Origin of the sequence: Nocardiopsis sp. NPDC006938 (assembly GCF_042869555.1) — a bacterium.
Taxonomy (GTDB): Bacteria; Actinomycetota; Actinomycetes; order Streptosporangiales; family Streptosporangiaceae; genus Nocardiopsis.
In genome coordinates, this window is record NZ_JBIAGA010000002.1 from 437828 (window position 1) to 461581 (window position 23754).

A 23754-nucleotide genomic window follows, 5' to 3' on the forward strand; every position below is an offset into this window, starting at 1 on the left:
GTGCCGGAACGGAACCTGCTAGGCGGTGGGGGACCAGGCGGCGGGGTCGGCGGTGACCTGCTCGCCCCGGGCCATGTCCTTCACCTCGTGCTCGCCGCCCTCCTCGAAGGGCGGGAACCACACGAAGGGGATGCCCTTCTTGGAGGCGTACTGGATCTGCTTGCCGACCTTGGCGGTGGAGTGGAACACCTCGGTGTTGAACCCCCGCGCGCGCAGGAGCTCTCCGGTACGCAGGGCCTCGGCGCGGCGTTCGGCGCCGGGTACCACGACCATCACGTCGGTGGGGCAGACCCGGCCCGCCTCGATGCGGCCCTCCGCCACCAACTTGGCGAAGATCCTGGTGAGACCGATGGAGATGCCCACGCCCGGCAGCCGCTTGCGGATGAACTGTCCGGCGAGGTCCTCGTACCGGCCGCCGGCGCAGATGCTGCCGTACCCGGGGTCGTCGTCGAACGACGCCTCGTACACCGTGCCGGTGTAGTAGTCCAGGCCGCGCGCGATGGACAGGTCGGCGACGACGCTGCCCTCGGGCAGGTCGGCGAGGTCGTCCAGGACGAAGGCGAGTTCGGTGAGGCCCTCCTCCAGCAGATCGGAGGTGACCCCGAGCGCCCGGACCTCCTCGACGACGCCGGTGCCCCGGATGCGGGCCAGGGTCAGGCAGGGGTCGATCTGCCCGGTGGTGAGGCCCTCGCCCGTGAGGATCTGGCGGACGCCGTCCTCACCGATCTTGTGCAGCTTGTCCACGGCGCGGATCACCGCGATCGGGTCCTTGACGCCCAGGCCCTCGTAGAAGCCCTGCAGCACCTTGCGGTTGTTCACGTTGAGCGTCCACGCCGGGATGTCGAGCCCGCTGAGCACCCGGTGGACGATCCGCGGCAGTTCGGCGTCGAAGTGCAGCGGCACCGAGTCGACGTTGATGACGTCGATGTCGCACTGGGTGAACTCGCGGTAGCGGCCCTCCTGGGGGCGCTCCCCGCGCCAGACGCGCTGCATCTGGTAGCGCTTGAACGGGAAGGTCAGCTCGTTGAAGTGCTGGGCGACGTACCGGGCGAAGGGCACGGTGAGGTCGAAGTGCAGTCCGAGCCTGGCGTCGGAGTCGTCCCTGGCGTCGGCCTGCAACCGGTGCAGCGTGTAGACCTCCTGGGAGGTCTCGCCCTTGGCCGTCAGCACGTCCAGGTTCTCCACGGAGGGGGTCTCCACGGACGCGAAGCCGAAGGACTCGAAACCGGCGCGGATATGGTCCAGCCAGCGCTGCTCCACGGCCCGGACCTGTGGGGTCCACTCGGGAAAACCGCTGATGGGAGTGGGGCGGACGACGCGCTGATCGGACATGTGGGGTTCTCGGCTCCCTTGGGAGTGTGCGGCGTGCTTCGGAAGGCGTCCCTCGACCCGTGTTCCCGCGCGGACCACGGCCGACGCGGCACGGGGAGGACGCCGACCATCCTACGCACCCGGGTCGTTTCCTTTCGCATCCGCCGACGGCGGGGGACGCCGGTGCGCACCACCCGTTCGCCGAGCTCGGCCCCGGTCGAGGCGCGGCGGCGGACACGGGACGATACCGCTCCCACCGGCCCACGTGGACGGTTGTGGGCCGGTGGGGCTGGGGAGCGCCCGAGTGTGGGTGTACGGCCGGTCCGACGTCGAAGAGCGAGACGTCGGCGGCGGTCGTGCGCCCCGGGGCGCCGCCAGGGCCCCGTGGCGGCCGCGTCCTCGTGCCAGGAGTCCGTTGCGGCCGCGCTGGTCGGGTGCCCTGTTCTCCACCGTAGATGGCGGGGGCGGTGCCGGACAGGGCTCGGCGCGGCCGAAAGCGGCCGAAAATGACCCCTCACAATGTCGTAAAGTCGACCTGCCGGGGTACAGGAGTGTGCTTGTCTGACTACGGTTCGTCGGACAGTACGGACTCCCTGACACGAGGCGGACATGCGCCCTCGGGGCCCTGTCGGCCGCCGTCGGCCCGTATGCGCCCACTGGTCGGGGATGTGACGTCTTCCCCCACTGTGTCGAAAACCCGGATTCCAGTGCCGTCCGGTGTTAGGTTCCAGTTGCGGTCGTTTCCGTGGAGGTTCGCATCCGGGAACGCCGCGCCCCTCCAGCCCGGGTCGTGTGCTCCGTCCGTCCGTGCAGGCCCGGCACTCTCGCTAGGACTAACAGTGATCCACTCAGCTAACAGTACGAACACCGTTCACGCGCCCACCGAGCTGTCCACCAAGATCATCGTTGCCGGGGGTTTCGGGGTCGGCAAGACCACGTTCGTCGGGGCTGTGTCGGAGATCCCCCCGGTGCGCACCGAGGCCGCCGTGACCGCGGCGAGCGCGGGTGTGGACGACCTTTCGCACACCCCGGACAAGACCAGCACCACGGTGGCCATGGACTTCGGGCGTATCTCCCTGGACACCGACCTCACCCTGTTCCTGTTCGGTACGCCGGGCCAGCAGCGCTTCTGGTTCATGTGGGACGACCTCGTGCGCGGTGCCCTGGGCGCGGTGATCCTCGCGGACACCCGGCGCCTGGAGGACACGTTCCAGGCACTGGACTACTTCGAGCGCCAGTACCGGCTGCCCTTCGTCGTGGCGGTCAACGAGTTCGACCCGGAGGCCGCCTACAGCGCCGACGAGCTGCGCGACGCCCTGGACCTCACCCCGGACGTCCCGGTGGTCTACTGCGACGCGCGTGACCGCAGGTCGGTGGTCAAGGTGCTGGTGACCCTCGTCAAGCACGGCATGGCCCTGGAGGCCCGGCAGCGGCACCAGCGCGACCAGCGCGGCCAGCGCCAGCTCGTCAACTAGACCGGGCCTTCGGGGGAGTACCGCACGGGTCCGCGCCGCCGGGTGTTCTGTCCCCGTTGCATCCGACAAGCGGGCACCCGAGGGGAAGCATTCGCTTGTGTCCGGCGTTACCCTGGCGTGGTGTTCGGACGAATGGCGGAAAGCGTCCGCCGCCTACTGGGCAAGCCCGGTGCGGTGGACCTGCGGCCCTATACCAAGCTCCTGCCGGCGATCGAGGCCGAAGAGGAGGGTCTGCGAGAACTCAGCGACGGCGAGCTGACGGAGAAGGCCATCAACCTCGGCTACGCCGAGCTTCCCTACTCCCAGAACGACCTCGTCAGTCTGTGTGCGGTCGGCCGTGAGGCCGCCCTGCGCACCCTCGACGAGCGCCCCTTCGACGTACAGCTGCTCGGTGTGATGGCCCTGCTCGACGGCCACGTCGCCGAGATGGCCACGGGTGAGGGCAAGACCCTCGCCGGTACGCTCGCCGCCGCCGGGTTCGCCCTGCGCGGCAAGCGGGTCCACGTGCTCAGCGTCAACGACTACCTGGCCCGGCGTGACGCCGAGTGGATGTCCCCCCTCTACACGATGCTCGGCGTCACGGTGGGCTCCGTCGGCGAGGATTCCACCGTCGCCGAGCGCAAGAGCGCGTACGGTTGCGACGTCACGTACGCGGCGGTCAGCGAACTCGGCTTCGACGTACTGCGCGACCGCATGGTGACCGACGTCGACGACCGTGTGGTGCCCGAACCCCACGTGGCGATCATCGACGAGGCCGACTCCGTACTCGTCGACGAGGCCCGGGTGCCCCTGGTCCTGGCCGGTGCCGCCGAGGCGGTGGCCGCCGACGTGGAGATGGCCGACGTGGTGCGGGCCCTCAAGCCGCGCCTGCACTACGAGGTCGACGGCGAGGGGCGCAACGTCCAGCTCACCGACGCCGGGATCGACGCGGTGGAGAAGGCCCTGGACGGGGTGGACCTGTACTCCGAGGACGACACCTCGGTGCTGCCCCAGGTCAACCTGGCCCTGCACGCCCACGTGCTGCTCCAGCGCGACGTGCACTACGTGGTGCGCGACGGCGAGGTGCGGCTCATCAACGAGTCCAGGGGGCGGATCGCCCTCCTCCAGCGCTGGCCGGACGGGCTCCAGGCGGCGGTGGAGGCCAAGGAGAAGGTGGCGGTGAGCGAGACCGGTGAGGTGCTGGACTCGATCACGGTCCAGTCCCTGGTCCTGCGCTACCCCACGCTGGCCGGTATGACCGGCACGGCCATGAGCGTCGCGGAGCAGTTGCGCGAGTTCTACGAGCTCGAGGTCGCGGTCGTTCCCTCCAACAAGCCGAACGTCCGTGAGGACCACGGCACGCGCCTGTACGCGACGCGTGAGGAGAAGGAGGACGCCCTGGTCGCCCGGGTGGAGGAGATCCACAAGACCGGACGGCCGATCCTGATCGGTACCCAGGACGTCGCCGAGTCCGAGCTGTTGGCGGACCGGCTGCGCGAGGCAGGGCTGGAGTGCGTGGTCCTCAACGCCAAGAACGACTCGGACGAGGCGACCGTCATCGCCGAGGCGGGCACCTACGGCGCGATCACCGTCTCCACCCAGATGGCGGGCCGGGGCACGGACATCCGGTTGGGCGGCAGCGACATGGCCGACCGCGAGCGCGTGGTGGAGACCGGCGGCCTGTACGTGATGGGCTTCGGCCGTTACCCCAGTAGCCGCCTGGACGGTCAGCTGCGGGGCCGGGCGGGCCGTCAGGGCGACCCGGGCGACTCCATCTTCTTCGTCAGCATGGACGACGACCTGTTGGTGAACCACGCTCCCGAGACGACCGGGTACCAGACCTCGGCCGACGGCGAGATCACCGACGAGGGCTGGCTGGCCATGGTCGACCACGCGCAGCGGGTCTCCGAGGGACAGCTGCTGGAGGTGCACCGCAACACCTGGCGCTACAACAAGCTCATCGACGTGCAGCGCGAGGTGGTCCTGGAACACCGGGAGCTGGTCCTCACCGACGGACAGGGCGACCGGCACGTCGCGGCGGACCGCGCGGAGCGCCACGGGGAGCTGGTGGAGGAGCTGGACCCCGACGAGGTCGCGCGGGCCGCCACGCTCATCACGCTCTACCACCTGGACCGGGGGTGGACGGACCACAACGCGTTCCTGTCGGAGCTGCGTGAGGGCATCCACCTGAGGTACCTGGGTCGCAGGGACCCGCTCGACGAGTTCAACCGTGAGGCGGTTCCGGTCTTCAAGGGCTTCCTGGACGACGCCCGGGCCCGGGCCGCCGAGAGCTTCGAGGAGCTGGAGGTGGTGGACGGCGAGCTGGACGTGAGCTCGGTCGGTGTGAAGCGTCCGTCGATGACCTGGACCTACATGGTGCACGACCACCCGTTCAGCTCGGCCCTGGAGACGCTTGTGGGCAGGCTCAAGGGCGGCCGGGGTACGTCGAGCGGTGACTGATTAATTCGCTCAACCGCCACTCGCGCGGGTCGGGACCAAAGTCCCGGCCCGCGCATTACTTTTGTCGGCTAGTCTGCTGAAGCGCTAATCTATCCCGCTGGTTGCCGGTGTAATTGGTGGACGCGGGTTAATATGGATGCGTTTTCCAGGTTATTCGAGACGGTTGGGACTGAATCCACGGTGGTCCACGAGATCGGCGCGCAGGAGAAGATCAGTTACGGGCGCAACGACCGCTTCGCGGGCGGGCCCGTGGGCGGAGGCAGCTTCTGGACCGACGACGACGGCGAGCCGGTCGCCAAGATCGGCGGTCCGCGGGAGTGGCGCCCCACGCCCATGATCGACGTGCGCGTCAATGACGTTTTCAGCGTCGGTGGTCAGGCTTGGCGGGTCACGGAAATCGTTGACGCCGATTCGCCGAGTGCGTATCTGATCGCTACGCGGATTAGCTGATGTGACTCCCCGGGGGCGCCCCGGGGAGTTCGTGTAGCAGCCCCACCGAAAACGCCGCGACCAGCCCCTTTCGCTGGTCGCGGCCGTGCGTCCGCGTTCTTCGGTTTTCCCGGTGGGGCTTCTCCGTCGCCCTTATCCCGTTTATCCGGTTCGCGTGTGCGTGTGCGGGAGTGCCGTGCGGTGCGGTTTGGTCGCGGTTCGGTGCGGGCGTGCGGGATTCCCCGGTGGTAATCGAGACATTCCGGTTACCCGAAGGGGGGTGTTCGCGTGACCGGCGCCTCGTTAACGTCTGGTGTGTAGGCGCGCCCCGGTACGTGTGGGAGGGTCCATCGTCCGCCCGGTCGCGGGTGGGTCGCGTCAGCCACCGTCGGTCCCAGGGGCTGTCCCCCGCCCCTGGGCCTGACCCGTTCCCGTGTCGTGGGCGGCGCGCGGCCCGCCCCTGGGCCTGACCCGTTCCCGTGTCGTGCTCCGTTCCCCTCGTGTCCTGGGTCCGGAGGATCAGGTTGCGGTGTCGGGGCGGGATGTGGGCGTGTGGGCCCGTGCGGGCTCAGCCCAGGAGGCGGGAGATCTCGCCGAACGTGGGGCAGGGCCAGGCCAGGCGGCACCCCTGGCAGCGCGGTTGGTCGCGTTCGTCGGGGCGGTGCAGGCGCAGCAGGTCCACACAGACCCCGGCCAGGGCGGAGACCTCGTTGCGCGCGTTGGCGTAGAAGGCGACGTCGTTGATGCGCGCCAGGGCGCTGTCGGAGCGGGCCTCGGGGAGCCCGACGGTATCCGGCTCCCAGGGTACGGCGCGGTCGGAGCGCTCCGCTATCTCCTGCACGCACCTGAGCAGACGGGCGTGTTCGAAGGCGTGGCCCCTCCGAGTCGCGGGTCTCGTGAACGGCGGCATCGCTGATCGCCCCCATCGGGTGGATACGCAGCGGCTCATCCCCAAGGAAAAGCACTGTGACATAGAGTACACATTCCGTTGCGTATTGTCGCGACTCGGCGGTGTGGTCCGCTCTTCACCCGGGACGCCCACCACGGGCGGGGGAGCGGGCTGTCCCCAAGGGGAGGGACAGCCCGCAGGTCGGCGGGGGCGCCGCGCGGACGGGGCACCCTGCGGAACCGGTCAGCCGCAGCTGCCGCCGCACCCGCAGGAGCCGCCGCTCTGGCAGCCGCAGCCACAACCCGATCCGCAGGAGCAACCGCTCAGGTTCGGTGGTCTGGTCAGGGGGTCGGTCACAGTCCCTCCTCAAGGGCTCGACGCCGTCACCCGTGCGCGATCGCGCCGGACCCGGGGGCGGGTTCGGCACCACGGGAGAGTTTCCCGTCCCAGAAGGTGCCCGCTGTCCGGCTTTTCCAATCGAAGACGGGAACCTTGCCCTACCGTGACCCGCGGGGACCGGGGCGGGGCGCCCGTGGCGGTCCCCGGGCTGACCAGCACCGTCCTCTCCTGGCGGTCAGGCGAAGAACGTGGGGGACGCGGCCGGTCGGCGTGTCATTCGGTAGAGCCAGACCTGGCCCAGGAGCATGACCGGAACCACGGGCACCAGCATGGACCACACGAACGCCCCGGTCATGCCGGGCGGTCCCGACACGGGCAGATCGGTCGCCAGAGCCACCAGGAGGCCGGGGACCGAGATCGCCAGGGCCGAGGTGTGCCGGGACAGCATCGGTCCGGTCAGTCCGCTGGTCGCGGCCAGCAGCGCCAGCAGCACGACCGCCAGCACCGCCGCGACCCAGGGCCGGTCCGGAGCGTGCCCGTCGACGGTCACCGCGACCAGGGCCGTCGAGGCGACCGCGACCAGCGCGACGCGGGACAGCGTCCGCGTCGCCCGGGCGGCCGCGTCGGCGCTCTCCGCCTCCCGGGAACCCACCAGGCGCTCGGCTCCGAAGGCCGCGCCGCGCAGCGCGAACAGCGCCACGACCGCGATGGTGCCCAGAACGGTGAACGGGTCCGCCGCGAGCCCGCCGCCCGCCAACCCGGTCAGTGCCAGCCCCCAGGTGAGGGCCAGCGTCCAGCTGCCCGCGACGACGGCGGTGTAGCAGACGGACCGCCACCGCCGCCCGTCCACGCGGGCGCGGAACCACAACCCCGCGTCCCGGACCAGCCAGCCCAGGGCCAGCGCGGCCAACACCGGCCACAGGCCGACGACGATCTCGTGTTCGAGGGCGGGGAAGAGCCCCGCCAGGACACCCACGGCCGCGACGAGCCACACCTCGGAGCCCAGGAAGTAGGGGGCGATCGCGGAGACCACGCGGCGGCGCTCCTCGGGGGTGCGCGCCACATGGGGCATGAGCATGCCCAGGCCGACGTCGGACCCGGCCAGGACCAGGTAGCCCACGACGAACAGGGCGAGGAGCGCTGCGGACAGGAGTTCCATGGTGGCTGATCCCTCTGATTCCCGTTGACTCTCGTGACTGTCGGAAGGTGCGTGCGCGGCTCAGAACGTGGGAACGGGGTCGGGGGTCCCGCCCCGCTCCTCCTCGCGGGGTTCGGCGAGCGGGCCGCCCTCCGGTCCGAGCCGGGTGAAGCGGACCAGGAGCCAGTACGTCACGCAGGCCAGGACGGCGAAGGCGACCGTGAAGAGCGTGAAGGACACCAGGGCCGTCACCGGCGACATGGGGGTCACCGCGTCCGCGGTGGTCAGGTGGTGCACCACCACCCAGGGCTGCCGGTTGGTCTCCCGGAACACCCAGCCGCCGACGCTCGCCAGATAGGGGAGGAAGGGGGAGAACAGGAGCACCGCCAGCCCCCAGCGCCCGGGCCTGAACCAGGACGGCACCAGCCGGACCAGGGCGGCCACGGGCGTGCGGACGGCGATCCCTCCGTGGACGTCCGCGCCGGTGACGGCGGGGGAGCGCCGGTTCCGGAGCCAGCGCCGGGGGTCGAGCCAGCCCCCGAACCGGGCCAGCAGCATGACCGGTCCGAGGAAGAACATGACGCCCCACGCGGTCATCATCACCGCGTCGCCGGTGGTGTTGGCGGCGGACACGAACGCGCTCTCCCCGGCGCTCTCGATCGCCTCGATCTCCTCGGCCGAGTAGGTCAGCCCACTGGTGGGCGGGTCCTGACCGAAGATCTGGAACTGCGCGCCGCCGAAGCTCACCACCACCATCGGCATCACCGTCATGGTCACCGCCGCGAAGCGCATCCCGCGCCGGAAGATCCCGTGCGGATCGTTCCCGCGCAACAGGTGGTGGGCGCTGGCGGCCGCCACGACCAGGGCTCCCACCAGCAGGGCGCCGCTGGTCACGTGCAGGAAGGCGAAGACCGCCGCCGGGTTGGTCACCAGGGCGACCGGGTCGGTCAGGTGCGCCACCCCGTCCACCATCTCGAAGCCCACGGGGTGGCGCAGGAACCCGTTGGAGACCAGCACCCACCACGCGGACGAGTAGGCCGTCACCGTCACCACCGCGAAGCAGAACAGGTGCGACCACCGGCCCATACGGTCCCAGCCGAAGACCCACAGGCCGAGGAAGGTCGACTCGACGAAGAAGGCCGTCATCGTCTCGACGGCCAGGGGCGCCGCGAACGTGTAGCCGAACATCTCGTGCAGCCCGCTCCAGTTGAGCGCGAGCTGGAGCTCCATCACGATCCCGGACAGCACCCCCATGCCGTAGTTGACCAGGTAGAGCCCGCCCCAGAACCGCACGGCGACCACGCGTGAACGGTCCCCTCGAAGAGTGGCCACGAGCTGCGTGACAAGGATGTACGGAGCCAGGCCGAGAGTAAGGGCCACGAACAGGTAGTGCGTGGCGGCGGTCAGCGCGAACTGGAGCCGGGCCAGGACGAGGGGGTCTTCCAACATCGGGGTGCCTCTGCGGTCGGCGGTGGGAACGCTCCACAGCATCCGCCGACGGCCCCGTGCCGCACATCGTCTCCGGGGCGGCATCCGGGCGCCGCCCCGGGCGGTAGCCGGGCGGCGCGGCTACTCCCCGGGGTGTACGGGATGCCCCGGAGGCGCCCTCGGGGCACCCCGGGCCCCGACCGGCTCCGTCCCGGGCCCGGACGACCGTCCCTCCCGTCAGGCGTCCCGAGACCACCCGGGGGTGACCAGCTCCGTCTCGTAGGCGAGCACCACCAGCTGGGCGCGGTCGCGCACGCCCAGCTTCACCATGGCGCGGCTCACATGGGTCTTGGCGGTGGCCGGGCTCAGCACCAGTTCCAGGGCGATCTCCTCGTTGGACATGCCGCGTCCCACCAGGGCCAGCACCTCGCGCTCCCGCGCGGTGAGCGCGTCCAACCGCGTGGAGGGCGTCGCGGACCCGCCCGGACGGCGGACGAAGTCGGCGATCAGCCGCCGGGTGACACCGGGGGAGAGCAGCGCCTCGCCCTCGTGCGCGACCCGCACCGCCTGGAGCAGGTCGCGCGGTTCGGTGTCCTTGACCAGGAAACCGCTGGCCCCGCCGCGCAGCGCCTCGAAGATGTACTCGTCCAGGTCGAACGTGGTGAGGATGACGACCCGGGTGTGCTTCAGGGAGGGCTCGGCGAGGATGAGACCGGTGGCTTCGAGCCCGTCGACCCCCGGCATCCGGATGTCCATCAGCACCACGTCCGGCCGCTCGGTGCGCGTGAGCCGCACCGCCTCGGCGCCGTCCGCGGCCTCCGCGACGACCTGGATGTCGGGCGCGCTGTCCAACAGGGCCCGGAACCCGGCCCGCACCAGTGCCTGGTCATCGGCGAGCAGTACTCGGATCAACCCGTTCCCCCCGGTTCGGTCGCGGGGCCACCGTCGATCGGCAGCCGCACCCGCACCCGGAATCCTGCCCCGTCCACGGGCCCGACGTCCACCGTCCCACCGACGAGCGCGGCCCGTTCGCGCATGCCCGTGATGCCGTTGCCCTCGGCGGGTGGGCCCATGGTCCCGCGCCCGTCGTCGGTGACCTCCACCGTCAGTTCGTCGGGCCCGTAGCCGATGCGCACCCGGACGCCGTCCGCCCCCGCATGGCGCACCACGTTGGTGAGCGCCTCCTGGACGGCCCGGTAGGCCACTCCCTCGGTCCCCACCGACAACCGCCGCGGCTCTCCGGTCACCTCCACCCCGGTGTCCAGCCCCGCGCCTCGGGCGGCCTCCACCAGGTCCGGCACGCGGTCCAGCCCCGGAACGGGCGAGCGGGGCGCGGCCCCGTCCTCGTCCACCGCGCGCAGCACACCCAGCATGGACCGCAGTTCGCTCAGCGTGTCCTTGCTGGTCTGCTTGATGGTGGAGAGCGCCTCGGCGGCCCGCTCCGGCTGGCTCTCCATCAGGTACAGGGCCGTGCCCGCCTGCACGTTGATCAGCGAGATGTTGTGCGCCACCGTGTCGTGGACGTCCCGGGCCAGTCTCAGCCGCTCGTCCGAGGCCCTGCGCAGGAGCTCCTCCTCACGGGTCCGGGCGGCCTCCTCCTCCCGCTCGCGGTCCGCCCGCAGGTACTCCTGGCGCCAGCGCACCACCTCGGCCGCGCACAGAAGGAGCAGGACCCAGGCCACGATGCCGACCGCCTCGGGCCGGTAGGTGCCCGTGGACAGGTACTCGTAACCGTTCACGGCGACGAACTGCCCGATGCCCAGGGTCCAGCCGAAGGCCCGGTACCCCCAGCGCACCACGCTGTAGAGCATCACGGCGGTGCACAGCATCACCATGCCGTCCGGGAAGCCCAGCGGGTAGTAGACGGTGGCGGCCACCACCGAGACCACGGCGACCGTGCGCGGCAGGGCGGTACGCCACAGGAGCGGCAGGCAGGCCGCCACGACGAGCGCGTACCCCCAGGGCCAGGGGTCACGGTCGTCGGGGACCGGGTCGACCACCCCGACCAGGGCGGTGCTGCCCCAGGAGAGCAACAGCAGGCCCGAGGCCAGCCACAGGTCGGTGCGGGTGGGGCGCGGGACGCGGGAGAGTAGTGCTGGCACCCCACCGACGGTACGTCCGACACACCGCCGCGTCCGTCCTCCCCACGGCGACACTTCGGGGTAGGGCCCTACTCCCCGCGGAGTACGCCCGGAGGCGTCCGCGGTCGGACCAGGGGCCTCCGCTCCGGTGGGACGCTCAGAAGATGTCGGTCGGCGGCGCGGGGGAGTCCACCGCGTCGGCGTCCGCCACGGGGGAGCGGCCCGACGCGAACCGGTCCAGGTCCCCGCCCTCCACCAACCGGGCCATCTCCGGGTCCCGGTGGGCCCGGCGGCCCAGCTCCTCCACGGGCAGCGGCCGGTGGCCCGCCACCAGCACCAGGTTGCCGAACCGGCGCCCCCGCAGGATGCCCGGTTCGGCGGTCATCACCACGTGCGGCAGCACCGAGCGGACCGTCGCGACCTGGGTGCGCGTGTGCTCCAGCGCGTAGCCGTCCCCGACGTTGACCACCAGGAAGCCGCCCGGCCGCAGCACCCGCGCCGCCTCCGCGTAGAACTCCGCCGAGGTCAGCCGGGCCGGGGTCCGGGCCCCGGAGAAGACGTCGGACACGATGAGGTCCGCGCTGTCCTCGCGCCTGGCGGCGATCCAGTCCCGGGCGTCGCCGATCCCCACCCTCAGCTGGGCCCTGCGGTCCCACGGGAGCCGGCGCCGCACCGTCTCCACCAGGGCCGCGTCCACGTCGACCGCCCGCTGGCGCGACCCGGGCCGGGTGTGCGCCACGTACCGCGCCACCGTCAGGGCCCCGGCTCCCAGGTGCATCGCCTCGACCGGCTCGCCCTCGGGGGCCACCAGGTCGGCCGCGTGCGCGATCCGCCGTACGTACGAGAAGTCGAGGTAGCCGGGGTCGGACAGGTCCACGTGCGACTGCGGCGTGCCCTCCACCAGCAGGAACCACGAGTTGGGCCGGTCCGCGTCGGCGAGCAGGTCCACCCCGGGTACCACCGAGACCTCCTCCTCGGCCTCGACCCTGTCACGCACACGTCTGCCCATGCCCCCGCCTCACTTCCCACGATCCCCCAACGTTAGGCGCAGCCGGGAGCCTTCGGAAACGGGCGCGCGTTCCCCCTCGAAGGAGCGCTAGCCTGGGGTTCCCCAGAAGTCCCAACCCGCGCCCCTGTCGGGCGCGATCACCGAGGAGTGGCCGTGCTACTGCGGATGTCGACCCTGTTCCTGCGCACCCTGCGTGAGGACCCGGCGGACGCCGAGGTGCCGAGCCACAAGCTCCTCGTCCGCGCCGGCTACGTGCGCCGCGCCGCCCCCGGTGTCTACACGTGGCTCCCCCTGGGCAAGATCGTCCTGGAGAACGTCGCCCGCGTCGTGCGCGAGGAGATGGACGCCATGGGCGGCCAGGAGGTGCTGCTGCCCGCGCTGCTGCCCCGGGAGTACTACGAGACCACCGGGCGCTGGGAGGAGTACGGCGAGACCCTCTTCCGTCTCAAGGACCGCAAGGGTGCCGACTACCTGCTCGGCCCCACGCACGAGGAGCTCTTCACCCTTCTCGTCAAGGGCGAGTACTCCTCCTACAAGGACTTCCCGGTCGTGCTCTACCAGATCCAGGAGAAGTTCCGCGACGAGGCCCGCCCCCGGGCCGGGGTGCTGCGCGGCCGCGAGTTCCACATGAAGGACTCCTACTCCTTCGACGTGGACGACGAGGGCCTCCAGGAGTCCTACGACCGGCACCGGGCCGCCTACATCCGGATCTTCGACCGGCTCGGCCTGGACTATGTCATCGTCTCCGCGACCTCCGGCGCCATGGGCGGCTCGGCCTCCGAGGAGTTCCTGGCGGTCGCACCCACCGGCGAGGACACCTTCGTCCGCAGCACGGGCTCCGACTACGCGGCCAACGTCGAGGCCGTGCGCACCCCGGCCCCCGCGGAACTCCCCGTCGACGGGCTGCCCGAGGCCCGGGTGCACCACACCCCCGGCACCGCCACCATCCAGACCCTGGTGGACTTCCTCAACGGCGCCGAGCTGGGCCGCGACTTCACCGAGGCGGACACTCTCAAGAACGTCCTGGTCAAGACCCGCGCCCCCGGCAGCAAGGAGTGGGAGCTCCTCGGCATTGGCCTGCCCGGCGACCGCGAGGTCGACCTCAAGCGCCTGGAGGCGGCCCTGGAGCCCACCGAGGTGGCGCTCCTGGACGACGCCGACTTCGCCGCCAACACCTTCCTGGCCAAGGGCTACATCGGCCCGCGCGCCCTGCTCGACAACAAGGTCCGCTACCTCGTCGACCCGCGTGTGGCCACCGGCACCTCCTGGGTGACCGGAGCCGACCGGCCCGACCACCACGTGATCGACCTCGTGGCCGGGCGCGACTTCACCCCCGACGGCACCATCGACGTCGCCGAGGTGCGCGACGGCGACGCCTCGCCGGACGGCCAGGGCACCCTGTACACCGCGCGCGGCATCGAGATCGGGCACATCTTCCAGCTGGGCCGCAAGTACACCGACGCCTTCAAGCTCGACGCCCTCGGCCCCGACGGCAAGCCCCGGCGCGTCACCATGGGCTCCTACGGCATCGGCGTCTCGCGCGCCGTCGCCTCCGTCGTCGAGCAGTCCCACGACGACAAGGGCATCGTGTGGCCGCGCGAGATCGCCCCGGCCGACGTGCACGTGGTCGGTACCGGCAAGGGCGGCGAGGTCGAGGAGGCCCTGAGGATCGGCCGCGAACTGGAGGCGCGCGGGCTCCGCGTGCTGGTCGACGACCGCAAGGCGGCCCCCGGCGTGAAGTTCAACGACGCCGAGCTGCTGGGCGTGCCCACCGTGGTCATCGTCGGCCGCGGGCTCAAGGACGGCCTGGTCGAGCTGCGCGACCGCCGCACGGGTGAGCGCACCGACGTGCCGGTCGGCGAGATCGTCGAGAGCACCGTGGCCGCCTGCGCCCCGTAGGGTGCCGAACGGACCGAGAGGGGGCTCCCGCGCCGGTGCGCGAGAGCCCCCTTCTCCGCGTTCGTCGCCGGCGGGGCGCGGTCAGCCCCGTTCGAAGCCGGGAAGGGGGTCGAGCGCGGCGTCCCACTCCAGCGATCGCACCGTCGCCTCCTGGAGGGCGCGCGCCGCGGTGACGCGCAGGTCGGTGTCGTCCGACGCGCTCAGCCACAGGTAGGCGCTCATCGTGGTGTGTTCCAGGCCGACGGCGAAACCGTCCATCGCGCCGTCACCGCGCCCCTCGGGGAGCGGATAGGAGGCCAGCGCGGCGGGCGGGTCCATCCCGCGCTCCACCGAGGCCGCGTGCAGGGCGTCCCGCAACGCCTTGTGTTCGTGGGCGGACGACGAGGCGCGTTCGCGCCGCTTCTTGTCGTCGGCGGCCCCGCCGACGAACTCGTACCCGTACACGGCCGCGTGCTCGGCGCTCAGGGCCTCGGCCAGGGCCGCGCCGGACGGGTCACCCCCCTCGGACGGGGACGCCGCGGCGCCCGGGCCGTGGGTGCCCTGTGCGGGCGCGGGGCTCTCGCTCACCTGACTACCTGCCTTCTCCGCCTCACGTCGCTCGGACGCCGCTGGGTTGTTCCTCGACCGCTCGACCGCCGTCGTTCAGGCCCGGGCGAGCAGGTGCGCGTGCCCGGCCTCGCACGCCCCGATCGCGCTCACGAGCTGGGCCAGGCCCGGGTCGGTCACCGCCGCCGCCTGGTCGAGCCGGGCACTGGTCGCGGCCGCCGCCAGGGCACGCAACCCGGCGGTGTCCGCGACCCCCTCCACGGGGACGTCCTCCCCGGGCGGGGCACCGTCCGCGTCGTCGTCCTCCGCGTCCTCCGCGTGCGCGGCCACCCCCTCCGGCAGGGCGTCCAGCAGGGCGTCCAGGTGGGTGGCGTGGTCCTCCAACAGCCGCTCCAGGAGGTCTCCGGGGCCGGTCCCCCCGGCCAACGCCGCCTCGACGCGCACGACCGCCCGCTCCTTCTCGCGGATGAGCGCGCGCAGCACGGCGACGTCCGGAGTCACGTCGTACGGGTACCAGTCGGCCCCGCCGCACCCGCTCACCCCGACGGCGCCCGCGACCACTCCGGTCACGGCCACGCCCGAGAGCGCCAGGCCCCCGGCAGTGAAGGACCTCCTCGAAAGCCCGGGCGGCGTGCGACCGCTGGCATACCCCTGGTCCACGCGCTCTCCTCCCGTGCCCCGCGGTGTCCACAGGACCGCCGTCGCCGACGGTCAGCCCCCATCTTTCCACGCCCCGAGACGGTCGCGGGCCGGGCCGACACCCCATGCCAGAACGGTGTTCCGGTGGGCCCCCGCCCCCTCCCCGGGCCGCCCCGCCCGCGTGTACCGACCTGGGCGGCGCTCAGGTGTGGATACCCTTGCACCACGACCGCCGCCGCACGCGGCGCGCGGCGCTCGGCTCCCCTCACGGGGCGCGGAGCGGAATCAACGCAGACTACGTACAGAGCTGGACCGCCCCGTTCGACGGCACACGGCCGAGCGGGCGGGATTTCGCCGTTTGAGGGGCTAATCACGCATGGGAGCGCAGGCGCGCAACGAGCGCATCGCCGAGCTGCTTGAGCCGGTACTGGCCGAGGCCGGACTGGACCTGGAGGCCGTCGAGCTGACACCCGCGGGCAAACGCCGGGTGCTGCGCGTGGTCGTGGACTCCGACGACGGGGTCGACCTGGACACCGTCGGCGAGGTCAGCCAGGCCGTCAACGAGAGCCTGGACGCCTCCGACGTCATGGGCGAGCAGCCCTACGTGCTGGAGGTCACCTCCCCGGGGGTGGACCGCCCGCTCACGCTGCCGCGCCACTGGCGGCGCTCCCAGGGCCGCCTGGTGAAGGTCTCCCTCGTCGAGGGCGGCGACCTCACCGGTCGTGTCACCGGTTCCGACGACCAGGGCGTGACCCTGGACGTCAGGGGACGGCCCCGCACCCTGGCCTACGACTCCGTCGCCAAGGCCAAGGTCCAGGTGGAATTCCGTCGCGAAGCCGACACCGACGCGGCGGACTAGAGGGGGAGCCCCGTGGATATTGACATGAGCGTCCTGCGCAGCCTGGAGCGCGAGAAGGACATCGCCGTCGAACTGGTGGCCAAGGCCATCGAGGACGCCCTCCTCATCGCCTACCACCGCGAGGAGGGCCCCGACAAGAAGGCCCGCGTGGAGCTCAACCGCTCCACCGGCCACGTGGTCGTGTGGGTCACCGAGACCGACGAGGACGGCGTGGTCGTCGGCGAGTTCGACGGCACCCCCACCGGCTTCGGCCGCATCGCGACCTCGACCGCCAAGCAGGTCATCCTCCAGCGTCTGCGCGACGCCGAGGACGAGCTGACCCTGGGCGAGTTCGCCGGACGCGAGCACGACATCGTCTCCGGGATCATCCAGCAGGGCAAGGACCCGCGCAACGTGCTGGTCGACCTCGGCAAGCTGGAGGCGATCCTGCCCCCGCAGGAGCAGGTCCCCACCGAGGACTACACCCACGGCGAGCGCCTGCGCGCCTACGTGGTGCAGGTCCGCAAGGGCCATCGGGGTCCCTCGGTGACCCTGTCGCGGACCCACCCCAACCTGGTGCGCAAGCTCTTCGAGTTGGAGGTCCCCGAGATCGCGGACCGCACCGTCGAGATCTCCGCGATCGCCCGGGAGGCCGGTCACCGCACGAAGATGGCGGTCCGCTCCAACCGGGGCGGCGTCAACGCCAAGGGCGCCTGCATCGGCCCGCTGGGCAGCCGCGTCCGCAACGTCATGGCCGAGCTCCACGGCGAGAAGATCGACATCGTCGACTACTCCGAGGACCCCGCCGTGTTCGTCGCCAACGCGCTCTCCCCGGCCCGGGTCAACTCCGTGGAGATCCTCGACATGGCCGCGCGGGTCGCCCGCGTGGTCGTCCCCGACTACCAGCAGTCGCTGGCGATCGGCAAGGAGGGCCAGAACGCCCGCCTCGCCGCGCGCCTCACCGGGTGGCGCATCGACATCCGTTCCGACGCCGAGCCCGTGGCGGCCGCGGCCGAGGACACCGACGAGACCGTCCGGGGGGACGAAGACACCCCTTCGGCCGGTTAATCGGGTCGCGCCCATGTCCCGACGCGATAGGGTGGCCGTTGACGGTCCTGACCGCCCCGTGCGTACGTGCGTGGGTTGTCGGTCGCGGACAGTCCAGTCCGACCTCGTGCGGCTGGTGGCCGTGGGCACGGTCATCACGCCCGACACCCGAGGCCGACTCCCGGGGCGCGGCGCCTATCTGCACCACGATCGGCGATGCCTGGAGCTCGCCGAACGCCGCAGAGCATGGTCCCGCGCCTTCCGGAGTCGGAACGGCGGCGGAGCCACCGGGTGGGACGTCTCACTTGTGACGTCCCTTCTTGGTGAGGCCCCGCGTGATCGAGCGCGACTCGGTTCCGGATAGGGTTGGAATGTCCGCGCCGACCCCGTGGTTGAAGTGATCGAGGTCGGCGTGTAGTGCTGTGTCGGCACGGATGAGCTGGCCCATTGTTGTGTAGCGATGAGGAAGCAGGTCGAGATTGCGATGAGCGCCTGATGAGTACGCAGCGATGAGTAACTCAAGCTAACGACGGTCCGGCACAAGCCCATGTCCCGGACCGAAGCTGAAGGAGAAGTGTGGCGAAGGTCCGGGTGTACGAACTCGCCAAGGAGTTCGGTGTAGAGAGCAAGGCCGTGCTGGCCAAGCTCAACGAGATGGGCGAATTCGTCCGATCGGCGTCCTCGACGATAGAGGCCCCCGTCGTTCGACGCCTGCAGGAAGCTTTCAACAACGGTTCCGACGGCGGCAAGAAGGGCGGAGCCCCCAAGCCGGGCCCCGCCGCCAAGCCCGCCGAAGGTGCGGCGCGTCCCGCGGCTCCCAAGCCCGGCCCCGCGCCCAAGCCGGGTCCCAAGCCCGGCCCCGCCGCGCGTCCCGCGGCGCCCAAGGCCGAGAAGCCCGCCGCGCCGGTGGAGAAGCCGGCCGCGCCGGTGGACAAGCCCGCGGTCCCGCATTTCGAGCAGCCCGCCGAGCGGCCCGAGTCCGCTCCCAAGCCCGGCCCCAAGCCGGCTCCGAGGGCTGCCCGCGGCGAGGCCCCGCGCCCCGGCGGCCCCAAGCCGGGCGGCGCCCAGGGCGCCCGTGGCGACCGTCCCCAGCGCGGTGAGCGCCCGGAGCGTTCCGGCGGCCGCGAGGGTGGTCGCGACGGCGGCCGCGGCCCGCGTCCCGGCGGTCCCCGTCCGGGCCCGCGTCCGGGCAACAACCCGTTCGCGTCCAACGCCTCGGGCATGGGCTCCAAGCCCGCGTCCCCGCGCCCCGGCGGTGCCGGCGGCCCGCGTCCGGGCCCCCGTCCCGGTGGTCCGCAGGGCGGCGGCGAGCAGCGCGCTCCGCGTCCGGGCGGCGGAGCTCCGCGTCCCGGCGGTGCCGGCGGCCCGCGTCCGGGCCCCCGTCCCGGTGGTCCGCAGGGCGGCGGCGAGCAGCGCGCCCCGCGTCCCGGTGGCGCCGCGGGTGCTCCGCGTCCCGGTGGCGGTGCTCCGCGACCGGGCGGTGCGGGCGCTCCGCGTCCCGGCGGTCCGCGTCCCAGCCCGATGAACATGCCCTCGTCCCGCCCGGCCGCTCCGGCCGGCGGTCGCGGTGGCGGCGGCGGTCGCCCCGGTGGCGGCGGAGGCCGTGGCCGTGGTGGCGCTCCCGCCGGTGCGGGTCCGCGTCCCGGCGGTGGCGGCGGCGGTCGTCCCGGCGGTTTCGGTGGTCGTCCCGGTGGCGGCGGCCGTGGTCGCGGTGGCGGCACGGCCGGTGCGTTCGGCCGTCCGGGTGGGCGTCCCGGGCGTGCCCGCAAGTCCAAGAAGCAGCGGCGTCAGGAGTTCAACGACCTCCAGGCCCCGTCCTTCGGCGGCGTCAAGATCCCGAGCGGCAACGGCCAGGTCATCCGCCTGTCCCGTGGCGCCTCGCTCTCGGACTTCGGCGACAAGATCGACGTCAACCCGGCGTCGCTGGTCCAGGTCATGATGCACCTGGGCGAGATGGTCACCGCGACCCAGTCGCTGCCCGACGAGACGCTCCAGCTTCTCGGCGAGGAGCTGCAGTACACGATCGAGGTCGTGAGCCCCGAGGACGAGGACCGCGAGCTGCTGGAGTCCTTCTCCATCGAGTTCGGTGAGGACGAGGGCGGCGACGCCGACCTGCGTCCGCGCCCGCCCGTGGTCACCGTCATGGGTCACGTCGACCACGGTAAGACGCGACTGCTGGACACCATCCGCAAGTCCAACGTCGTCAGCGGCGAGGCCGGCGGTATCACCCAGCACATCGGCGCCTACCAGGTCGCGACCGAGGTGGACGGCGAAGAGCGCAAGATCACCTTCATCGACACCCCCGGTCACGAGGCGTTCACCGCCATGCGTGCCCGTGGTGCGAAGGTCACCGACGTCGCCGTGCTGGTCGTGGCGGCCGACGACGGCGTCAAGCCGCAGACGGCCGAGGCCATCGACCACGCCAAGGCGGCCGAGGTGCCGATCGTGGTCGCGGTCAACAAGATCGACGTCGAGGGAGCGGACCCGCAGCGGGTGCGCGCCCAGCTGACCGAGTACGGTCTCGTGGCCGAGGAGTACGGCGGCGACGTCCAGTTCGTGGACATCTCCGCGCTCAAGGGCGACAACATCGACGCCCTGCTGGAGTCGATCGTCCTCACGTCCGACGCGGCCCTGGACCTCCAGGCCAACCCGGACATGGATGCCCAGGGTCTGGCGATCGAGGCCTACCTGGACCGCGGTCGCGGTTCGATGGCCACGGTGCTGGTCCAGCGCGGCACGCTCAACGTCGGTGACTCCATCGTCTGCGGCGACGCCTTCGGTCGCGTTCGCGCCATGCTCGACGAGCACGGCGACAACGTGCAGTCGGCCGAGCCGTCCCGTCCGGTCCAGGTCCTGGGTCTGACCAACGTGCCCAGCGCCGGTGACAGCTTCCTGGTCGTCAAGGACGACCGCGTGGCCCGTCAGATCGCCCAGCAGCGCGAGGCGCGCGAGCGCTTCGCCCAGCAGGCGAAGTCGGCCCGCCGGGTCACCCTCGACAACTGGCAGTCGGCCATCAAGGAGGGCGAGCGCTCCGAGCTGCTCCTCCTCATCAAGGGCGACATGTCCGGTTCGGTCGAGGCGCTCGAGGAGTCGCTGCTCAAGATCGACGCCGGTGGCGACGAGGTCAGCATCCGGATCATCGGACGCGGCGTCGGTGCCATCACGCAGAACGACATCAACCTGGCGTCGTCCGCGGACGCGATCATCGTCGGCTTCAATGTTCGGCCCGAGGGCAAGAACAGCCAGCTGGCGGACCGCATGGGCGTCGACATCCGGTACTACTCGGTCATCTACCAGGCCATCGACGAGGTCGAGGCCGCGGTCAAGGGTCTCCTCAAGCCCATCTACGAGGAGGTCCAGCTCGGCAGCGCCGAGGTCCGCGAGGTCTTCAAGGTGCCGAAGATCGGCAACATCGCCGGTGCCATCGTCCGCGACGGTCTCATCCGTCGCAACACCAAGGCACGGCTCATCCGCGAGGGCAAGGTCATCTCCGAGAACCTCAACGTCGAGTCGCTGCGCCGGTTCAAGGACGACGCCACCGAGGTCCGCGAGGGCTTCGAGTGCGGTATCGGTGTCGGTTACAACGACATCCGGGTCGAGGACGTCATCGAGACCTACGAGATGCAGGAGAAGCCCCGCGACTAGTCGCGAGGACTGATCCACCTGGGGCCCCGGACGATCCTGTCCGGGGCCCCGCCTTTGACGGCTCACACAACACCACAGGTGATCATTTGTACGTTGGGGCGCTGACCCTGGACGTGCTCCTCGGAGACGTCCACTCGCTCAAACAGAAGCGTTCGCTGGTCCGGCCGGTCATCGCCGAACTACGACGGAAGTTCTCGGTGTCGGTCTCCGAGGTCGGGGAACACGACCTCTACCGTCGGGCCAGGATCGGGGTGGCCGTGGTCGCGCCGACCGCGGCCCACGCCCGGGACCAGATGGACACCTGCGAGCGTTTCGTCGCGGGCCGTCCCGAACTGGAGCTGCTCTCCGCGAGGCAGCGGCTCTTCAACGAAGAGGAAGACTGACGATGGTTGACGCCGCACGCGCGCGAAAGATCGCCGACCGTATCCAGCGGATCGTCGCCGAGATGCTGGACCGGCGCATCAAGGACCCGCGCCTGGGTTTCGTCACCGTGACCGACGCCCGGATCACCGCCGACCTGCGGGACGCCACGGTGTACTACACGGTGTTCGGCACGCCTGAGGAGAAGGCGGCCAGCGCCGCCGCCCTGGAAAGCGCCAAGGGCGTGATCCGCAGCGAGGTCGGCCGCCAGACCGGTATCCGTCACACGCCCAGCCTGACCTTCGTCATCGACGAGGTGCAGGAGAACGCCCAGCACATCGAGAAGCTGCTGGTCGAGGCGCGCAAGTCCGACGAGGAGGTGGCCCAGCGGGCCACCGGTGCCCGGCACGCGGGTGAAGCCGACCCGTACAAGGCTCCTCGTGAGGACGACGAGGACGACGAGTAACCAGCAACCCCGGGGCGGCGGCAGCGGTCGCCGCCCCTCTCTCCCCTTCCGGAAGGAACCCCATGGCCGACAGCGGTGTCGTGGTCGTCGACAAGCCCGCCGACTGGACCTCGCACGACGTGGTCGCGAAGACCCGGGGGCTCGCGCGCACCCGGAGGGTGGGCCACGCGGGCACCCTGGACCCGATGGCCACCGGTGTCCTGGTCCTGGGGATCGAGAAGGGCACGAAGCTGCTCGGTCACCTGACCCTGACCGAGAAGACCTACGAGGCGACGATCCGCCTCGGGCTGGTCACCAACACCGACGACGCCGAGGGCGAACCCGGTGCCCGGGTGGACGCGTCCGCCGTCACCGACGCCGGTGTACACGCGGCCGTCGCGAAGCTCACCGGCCCGATCCAGCAGGTCCCGCCGCAGGTCAGCGCGATCAAGGTGGACGGCAAGCGCGCCTACAAGTCGGCCCGCGAGGGCAAGGAGGTCGCGCTCAAGGCGCGGACGGTCACCGTCTCCCAGTTCGACGTGACCGCGATCCGGCACACCCCGGACGGTTTCGTCGACGTGGACGCGGTGATCACCGGTTCCAGCGGTACCTACATCCGTTCCCTCGCCCGCGACATGGGCGCCGACCTCGGTGTGGGCGGGCACCTCACGGCCCTGCGCCGCACCCGCGTGGGCCCCTACGACCTGTCCCAGGCCCGCACGCTCGACCAGCTCGCCACGGAGTTCACCCTGGTGCCGCTGGCCCACGCGGTCGCCGCGGCCTTCCCGGTGCGCACCATGGACGAGGCCGAGACCAGGGCGATCCGCCACGGCAACCGGATCAGTGAGAGCTCGCTGGGGGAGGGGCCGGTGGGGTTGTTCGCCCCGGACGGCTCGGTGATCGCCCTGGGCGAGAACCGCCCGGACCACATGAAGCCGGTCGTGGTGTTCTCCCCGGCCTGATCAGATCTTGATGACGGTCGCCTTGTTTCCGCAGAGCTTCCGTAGGTCGTCGGGGTCGGAAGTGAGAATGGTGACCGGACCTGGCGCGGTGAGCGCGGTCGCGCACAGCATCGCGTCGATCGCGTGCCTGTGGCCGTGTAGACCCGCTGAGCTCAGCAGCCGGGCTGCCTCCCTGGCGACGTACTCGGTCACCGGTTCGATCGTCAATCGGGAGAGCTGCCACTCCAACGCCGCTCGGTTGATACGCGGATGGATGATCTCGACAAGGGTCGCGGAGCTGGTGATCACTCTGCTGTCATCGGCCCGGGCGAGGACGAGCCAACGTGTGATGTCCCGATCCTGGAGTACTGCTCTGGCCAGCCCTTCGCTGTCCAGGACGAGAGTGCCATTCGGCCTGTGGGGGTTGGGACTCATCTATTCCATGGCTCCAGGTGTGCCCTGTTCCTCACGGGCACGGTTCAGTTCCTCGCGCGTTCGCTGGATCTCCTCGTCGGTGATGGGACCGTGGTGGGCCTCCATCGCCTCGATGAGGTCGTTGAGATTGTCCCGCTCCAACTGCCTTGCCACGGCGGCGGCGACGTAGGAGGACAGGCCCGAGGGGCCGCTTCTGGAGCGTGCCTGCTCGGCGATGTCTCTAGGCATGGTGATGGAGTACTTCTGGGTAAGGCTGCTCATGACACTTATGCTACCCAGCATGCCACCACGTAGTCGGGCGGTGTTTCGGCGACGTCTCGGGTGAAGTCCGATGTCGGCGTGTTGTTCGCATGAGCGAAGATAGCGCCGCGTCACCGGGTGCGTGCGGGTTTCACGAAAGTCCTCCGTACTTTCTCGGACA

At 71.2% G+C, this 23754-nt stretch carries 22 protein-coding genes; 11 read left to right on the top strand and 11 right to left on the bottom strand.

All coding sequences use genetic code 11. The features are described 5' to 3' along the window. Positions 1-18 precede the first annotated feature (18 nt). Positions 19-1332 (bottom strand): histidine--tRNA ligase, encoded by a 1314-nt coding sequence (hisS, locus tag ACFYL4_RS04865; protein ID WP_387516444.1) that lies wholly within the window; start codon positions 1330-1332, stop codon positions 19-21. An 818-nt stretch (positions 1333-2150) separates the two neighbouring features. Here hisS and ACFYL4_RS04870 point away from each other — a divergent pair. The 3 genes from ACFYL4_RS04870 to ACFYL4_RS04880 all read left to right on the top strand — a co-directional run bounded on the left by ACFYL4_RS04870 (position 2151) and on the right by ACFYL4_RS04880 (position 5675). Next, positions 2151-2786, top strand: coding sequence for an ATP/GTP-binding protein (locus tag ACFYL4_RS04870; protein ID WP_357762380.1), 636 nt, complete (start codon positions 2151-2153; stop codon positions 2784-2786). A gap of 132 nt (positions 2787-2918) precedes the next feature. After that, positions 2919-5225: an accessory Sec system translocase SecA2 gene (gene secA2, locus ACFYL4_RS04875; protein ID WP_357762383.1), complete on the top strand. Its 2307-nt coding sequence runs from the start codon at positions 2919-2921 to the stop codon at positions 5223-5225. Between the two features lie 180 nt (positions 5226-5405). Then, complete coding sequence (locus ACFYL4_RS04880) at positions 5406-5675, top strand: DUF6406 domain-containing protein (protein ID WP_357762386.1); 270 nt, start codon at positions 5406-5408, stop codon at positions 5673-5675. A gap of 547 nt (positions 5676-6222) precedes the next feature. On the opposite strand, the gene ACFYL4_RS04885 is transcribed toward ACFYL4_RS04880, so the two are convergent. The 6 genes from ACFYL4_RS04885 to ACFYL4_RS04910 form a co-directional block, all read right to left on the bottom strand. After that, the gene (locus ACFYL4_RS04885) at positions 6223-6495 is read right to left on the bottom strand and encodes a hypothetical protein (RefSeq protein WP_357762389.1); all 273 of its coding nucleotides are present in this window, start codon (positions 6493-6495) and stop codon (positions 6223-6225) included. Positions 6496-7117: 622 nt separating this feature from the next. Beyond that, positions 7118-8041: a cytochrome d ubiquinol oxidase subunit II gene (locus ACFYL4_RS04890; protein WP_387516447.1), complete on the bottom strand. Its 924-nt coding sequence runs from the start codon at positions 8039-8041 to the stop codon at positions 7118-7120. A gap of 60 nt (positions 8042-8101) precedes the next feature. After that, positions 8102-9469: a cytochrome ubiquinol oxidase subunit I gene (locus ACFYL4_RS04895; protein WP_357762395.1), complete on the bottom strand. Its 1368-nt coding sequence runs from the start codon at positions 9467-9469 to the stop codon at positions 8102-8104. Positions 9470-9685: 216 nt separating this feature from the next. Beyond that, a complete protein-coding gene (locus ACFYL4_RS04900) occupies positions 9686-10360 on the bottom strand; it encodes a response regulator (RefSeq protein ID WP_387516450.1) in 675 nt (224 codons plus the stop codon). Beyond that, on the bottom strand, positions 10357-11550 hold the full coding sequence (locus tag ACFYL4_RS04905) for a sensor histidine kinase (RefSeq protein ID WP_357762399.1): 1194 nt from the start codon (positions 11548-11550) through the stop codon (positions 10357-10359). Before ACFYL4_RS04905 ends, ACFYL4_RS04900 begins: the two co-directional genes overlap by 4 nt. 136 nt (positions 11551-11686) lie before the next feature. Further along, positions 11687-12538, bottom strand: a complete 852-nt coding sequence (locus ACFYL4_RS04910) for a fused MFS/spermidine synthase (RefSeq protein ID WP_357762402.1) — start codon at positions 12536-12538, stop codon at positions 11687-11689. Positions 12539-12703: 165 nt separating this feature from the next. Between ACFYL4_RS04910 and ACFYL4_RS04915 the strand changes: the two genes are divergently transcribed. Further along, positions 12704-14437, top strand: coding sequence for a proline--tRNA ligase (locus ACFYL4_RS04915; protein ID WP_357762494.1), 1734 nt, complete (start codon positions 12704-12706; stop codon positions 14435-14437). An 81-nt stretch (positions 14438-14518) separates the two neighbouring features. Here ACFYL4_RS04915 and ACFYL4_RS04920 read toward each other — a convergent pair whose 3' ends face one another. Continuing rightward, complete coding sequence (locus tag ACFYL4_RS04920) at positions 14519-15004, bottom strand: ferritin-like domain-containing protein (RefSeq protein ID WP_387516452.1); 486 nt, start codon at positions 15002-15004, stop codon at positions 14519-14521. A gap of 75 nt (positions 15005-15079) precedes the next feature. After that, complete coding sequence (locus ACFYL4_RS04925) at positions 15080-15643, bottom strand: hypothetical protein (protein ID WP_387516454.1); 564 nt, start codon at positions 15641-15643, stop codon at positions 15080-15082. A gap of 355 nt (positions 15644-15998) precedes the next feature. Here ACFYL4_RS04925 and rimP point away from each other — a divergent pair, with 355 nt between their 5' ends. The 7 genes from rimP (at position 15999) to truB (ending at position 22919) form a co-directional block, all read left to right on the top strand. Continuing rightward, complete coding sequence (rimP, locus tag ACFYL4_RS04930) at positions 15999-16481, top strand: ribosome maturation factor RimP (RefSeq protein WP_357762410.1); 483 nt, start codon at positions 15999-16001, stop codon at positions 16479-16481. 24 nt (positions 16482-16505) lie between these two features. Beyond that, entirely contained in the window at positions 16506-17528 is a 1023-nt protein-coding gene (nusA, locus tag ACFYL4_RS04935) for a transcription termination factor NusA (RefSeq protein WP_357762497.1), read from the top strand. A gap of 13 nt (positions 17529-17541) precedes the next feature. Continuing rightward, entirely contained in the window at positions 17542-17871 is a 330-nt protein-coding gene (locus ACFYL4_RS04940) for a YlxR family protein (RefSeq protein WP_357762413.1), read from the top strand. 212 nt (positions 17872-18083) lie between these two features. Further along, positions 18084-21152: a translation initiation factor IF-2 gene (gene infB, locus ACFYL4_RS04945; RefSeq protein ID WP_387516457.1), complete on the top strand. Its 3069-nt coding sequence runs from the start codon at positions 18084-18086 to the stop codon at positions 21150-21152. Between the two features lie 86 nt (positions 21153-21238). Next, positions 21239-21535 carry a DUF503 domain-containing protein gene (locus ACFYL4_RS04950; RefSeq protein ID WP_357762419.1) on the top strand — a complete coding sequence of 99 codons (297 nt, stop codon included), beginning with the start codon at positions 21239-21241 and terminating at the stop codon, positions 21533-21535. Positions 21536-21537: 2 nt separating this feature from the next. Then, on the top strand, positions 21538-21978 hold the full coding sequence (gene rbfA, locus ACFYL4_RS04955) for a 30S ribosome-binding factor RbfA (RefSeq protein ID WP_357762422.1): 441 nt from the start codon (positions 21538-21540) through the stop codon (positions 21976-21978). 62 nt (positions 21979-22040) lie between these two features. Beyond that, positions 22041-22919, top strand: coding sequence for a tRNA pseudouridine(55) synthase TruB (gene truB, locus ACFYL4_RS04960; protein WP_387516459.1), 879 nt, complete (start codon positions 22041-22043; stop codon positions 22917-22919). Here the strand turns inward: truB and ACFYL4_RS04965 are convergent, their stop codons facing one another. Together ACFYL4_RS04965 and ACFYL4_RS04970 are read right to left on the bottom strand one after the other, a co-directional pair. Continuing rightward, complete coding sequence (locus ACFYL4_RS04965) at positions 22920-23333, bottom strand: type II toxin-antitoxin system VapC family toxin (protein ID WP_387516461.1); 414 nt, start codon at positions 23331-23333, stop codon at positions 22920-22922. Beyond that, positions 23334-23594 carry a CopG family transcriptional regulator gene (locus ACFYL4_RS04970; protein WP_387516463.1) on the bottom strand — a complete coding sequence of 87 codons (261 nt, stop codon included), beginning with the start codon at positions 23592-23594 and terminating at the stop codon, positions 23334-23336. It abuts the gene before it with no gap. Between the last annotated feature and the right edge of the window lie 160 nt (positions 23595-23754).

Bases quoted from the DNA above. Each gene is read 5' to 3' on its own strand.
- hisS (WP_387516444.1), bottom strand. From the start codon at position 1,332: ATGTCCGATCAGCGCGTCGTCCGCCCCACTCCCATCAGCGGTTTTCCC.
- truB (WP_387516459.1), top strand. From the start codon at position 22,041: ATGGCCGACAGCGGTGTCGTGGTCGTCGACAAGCCCGCCGACTGGACC.
- ACFYL4_RS04965 (WP_387516461.1), bottom strand. From the start codon at position 23,333: ATGAGTCCCAACCCCCACAGGCCGAATGGCACTCTCGTCCTGGACAGC.
- ACFYL4_RS04940 (WP_357762413.1), top strand. From the start codon at position 17,542: ATGTCCCGACGCGATAGGGTGGCCGTTGACGGTCCTGACCGCCCCGTG.
- ACFYL4_RS04910 (WP_357762402.1), bottom strand. From the start codon at position 12,538: ATGGGCAGACGTGTGCGTGACAGGGTCGAGGCCGAGGAGGAGGTCTCG.
- secA2 (WP_357762383.1), top strand. From the start codon at position 2,919: ATGGCGGAAAGCGTCCGCCGCCTACTGGGCAAGCCCGGTGCGGTGGAC.
- ACFYL4_RS04915 (WP_357762494.1), top strand. From the start codon at position 12,704: ATGTCGACCCTGTTCCTGCGCACCCTGCGTGAGGACCCGGCGGACGCC.
- ACFYL4_RS04895 (WP_357762395.1), bottom strand. From the start codon at position 9,469: ATGTTGGAAGACCCCCTCGTCCTGGCCCGGCTCCAGTTCGCGCTGACC.
- rbfA (WP_357762422.1), top strand. From the start codon at position 21,538: ATGGTTGACGCCGCACGCGCGCGAAAGATCGCCGACCGTATCCAGCGG.
- ACFYL4_RS04970 (WP_387516463.1), bottom strand. From the start codon at position 23,594: ATGAGCAGCCTTACCCAGAAGTACTCCATCACCATGCCTAGAGACATC.
- rimP (WP_357762410.1), top strand. From the start codon at position 15,999: ATGGGAGCGCAGGCGCGCAACGAGCGCATCGCCGAGCTGCTTGAGCCG.
- nusA (WP_357762497.1), top strand. From the start codon at position 16,506: ATGAGCGTCCTGCGCAGCCTGGAGCGCGAGAAGGACATCGCCGTCGAA.
- ACFYL4_RS04890 (WP_387516447.1), bottom strand. From the start codon at position 8,041: ATGGAACTCCTGTCCGCAGCGCTCCTCGCCCTGTTCGTCGTGGGCTAC.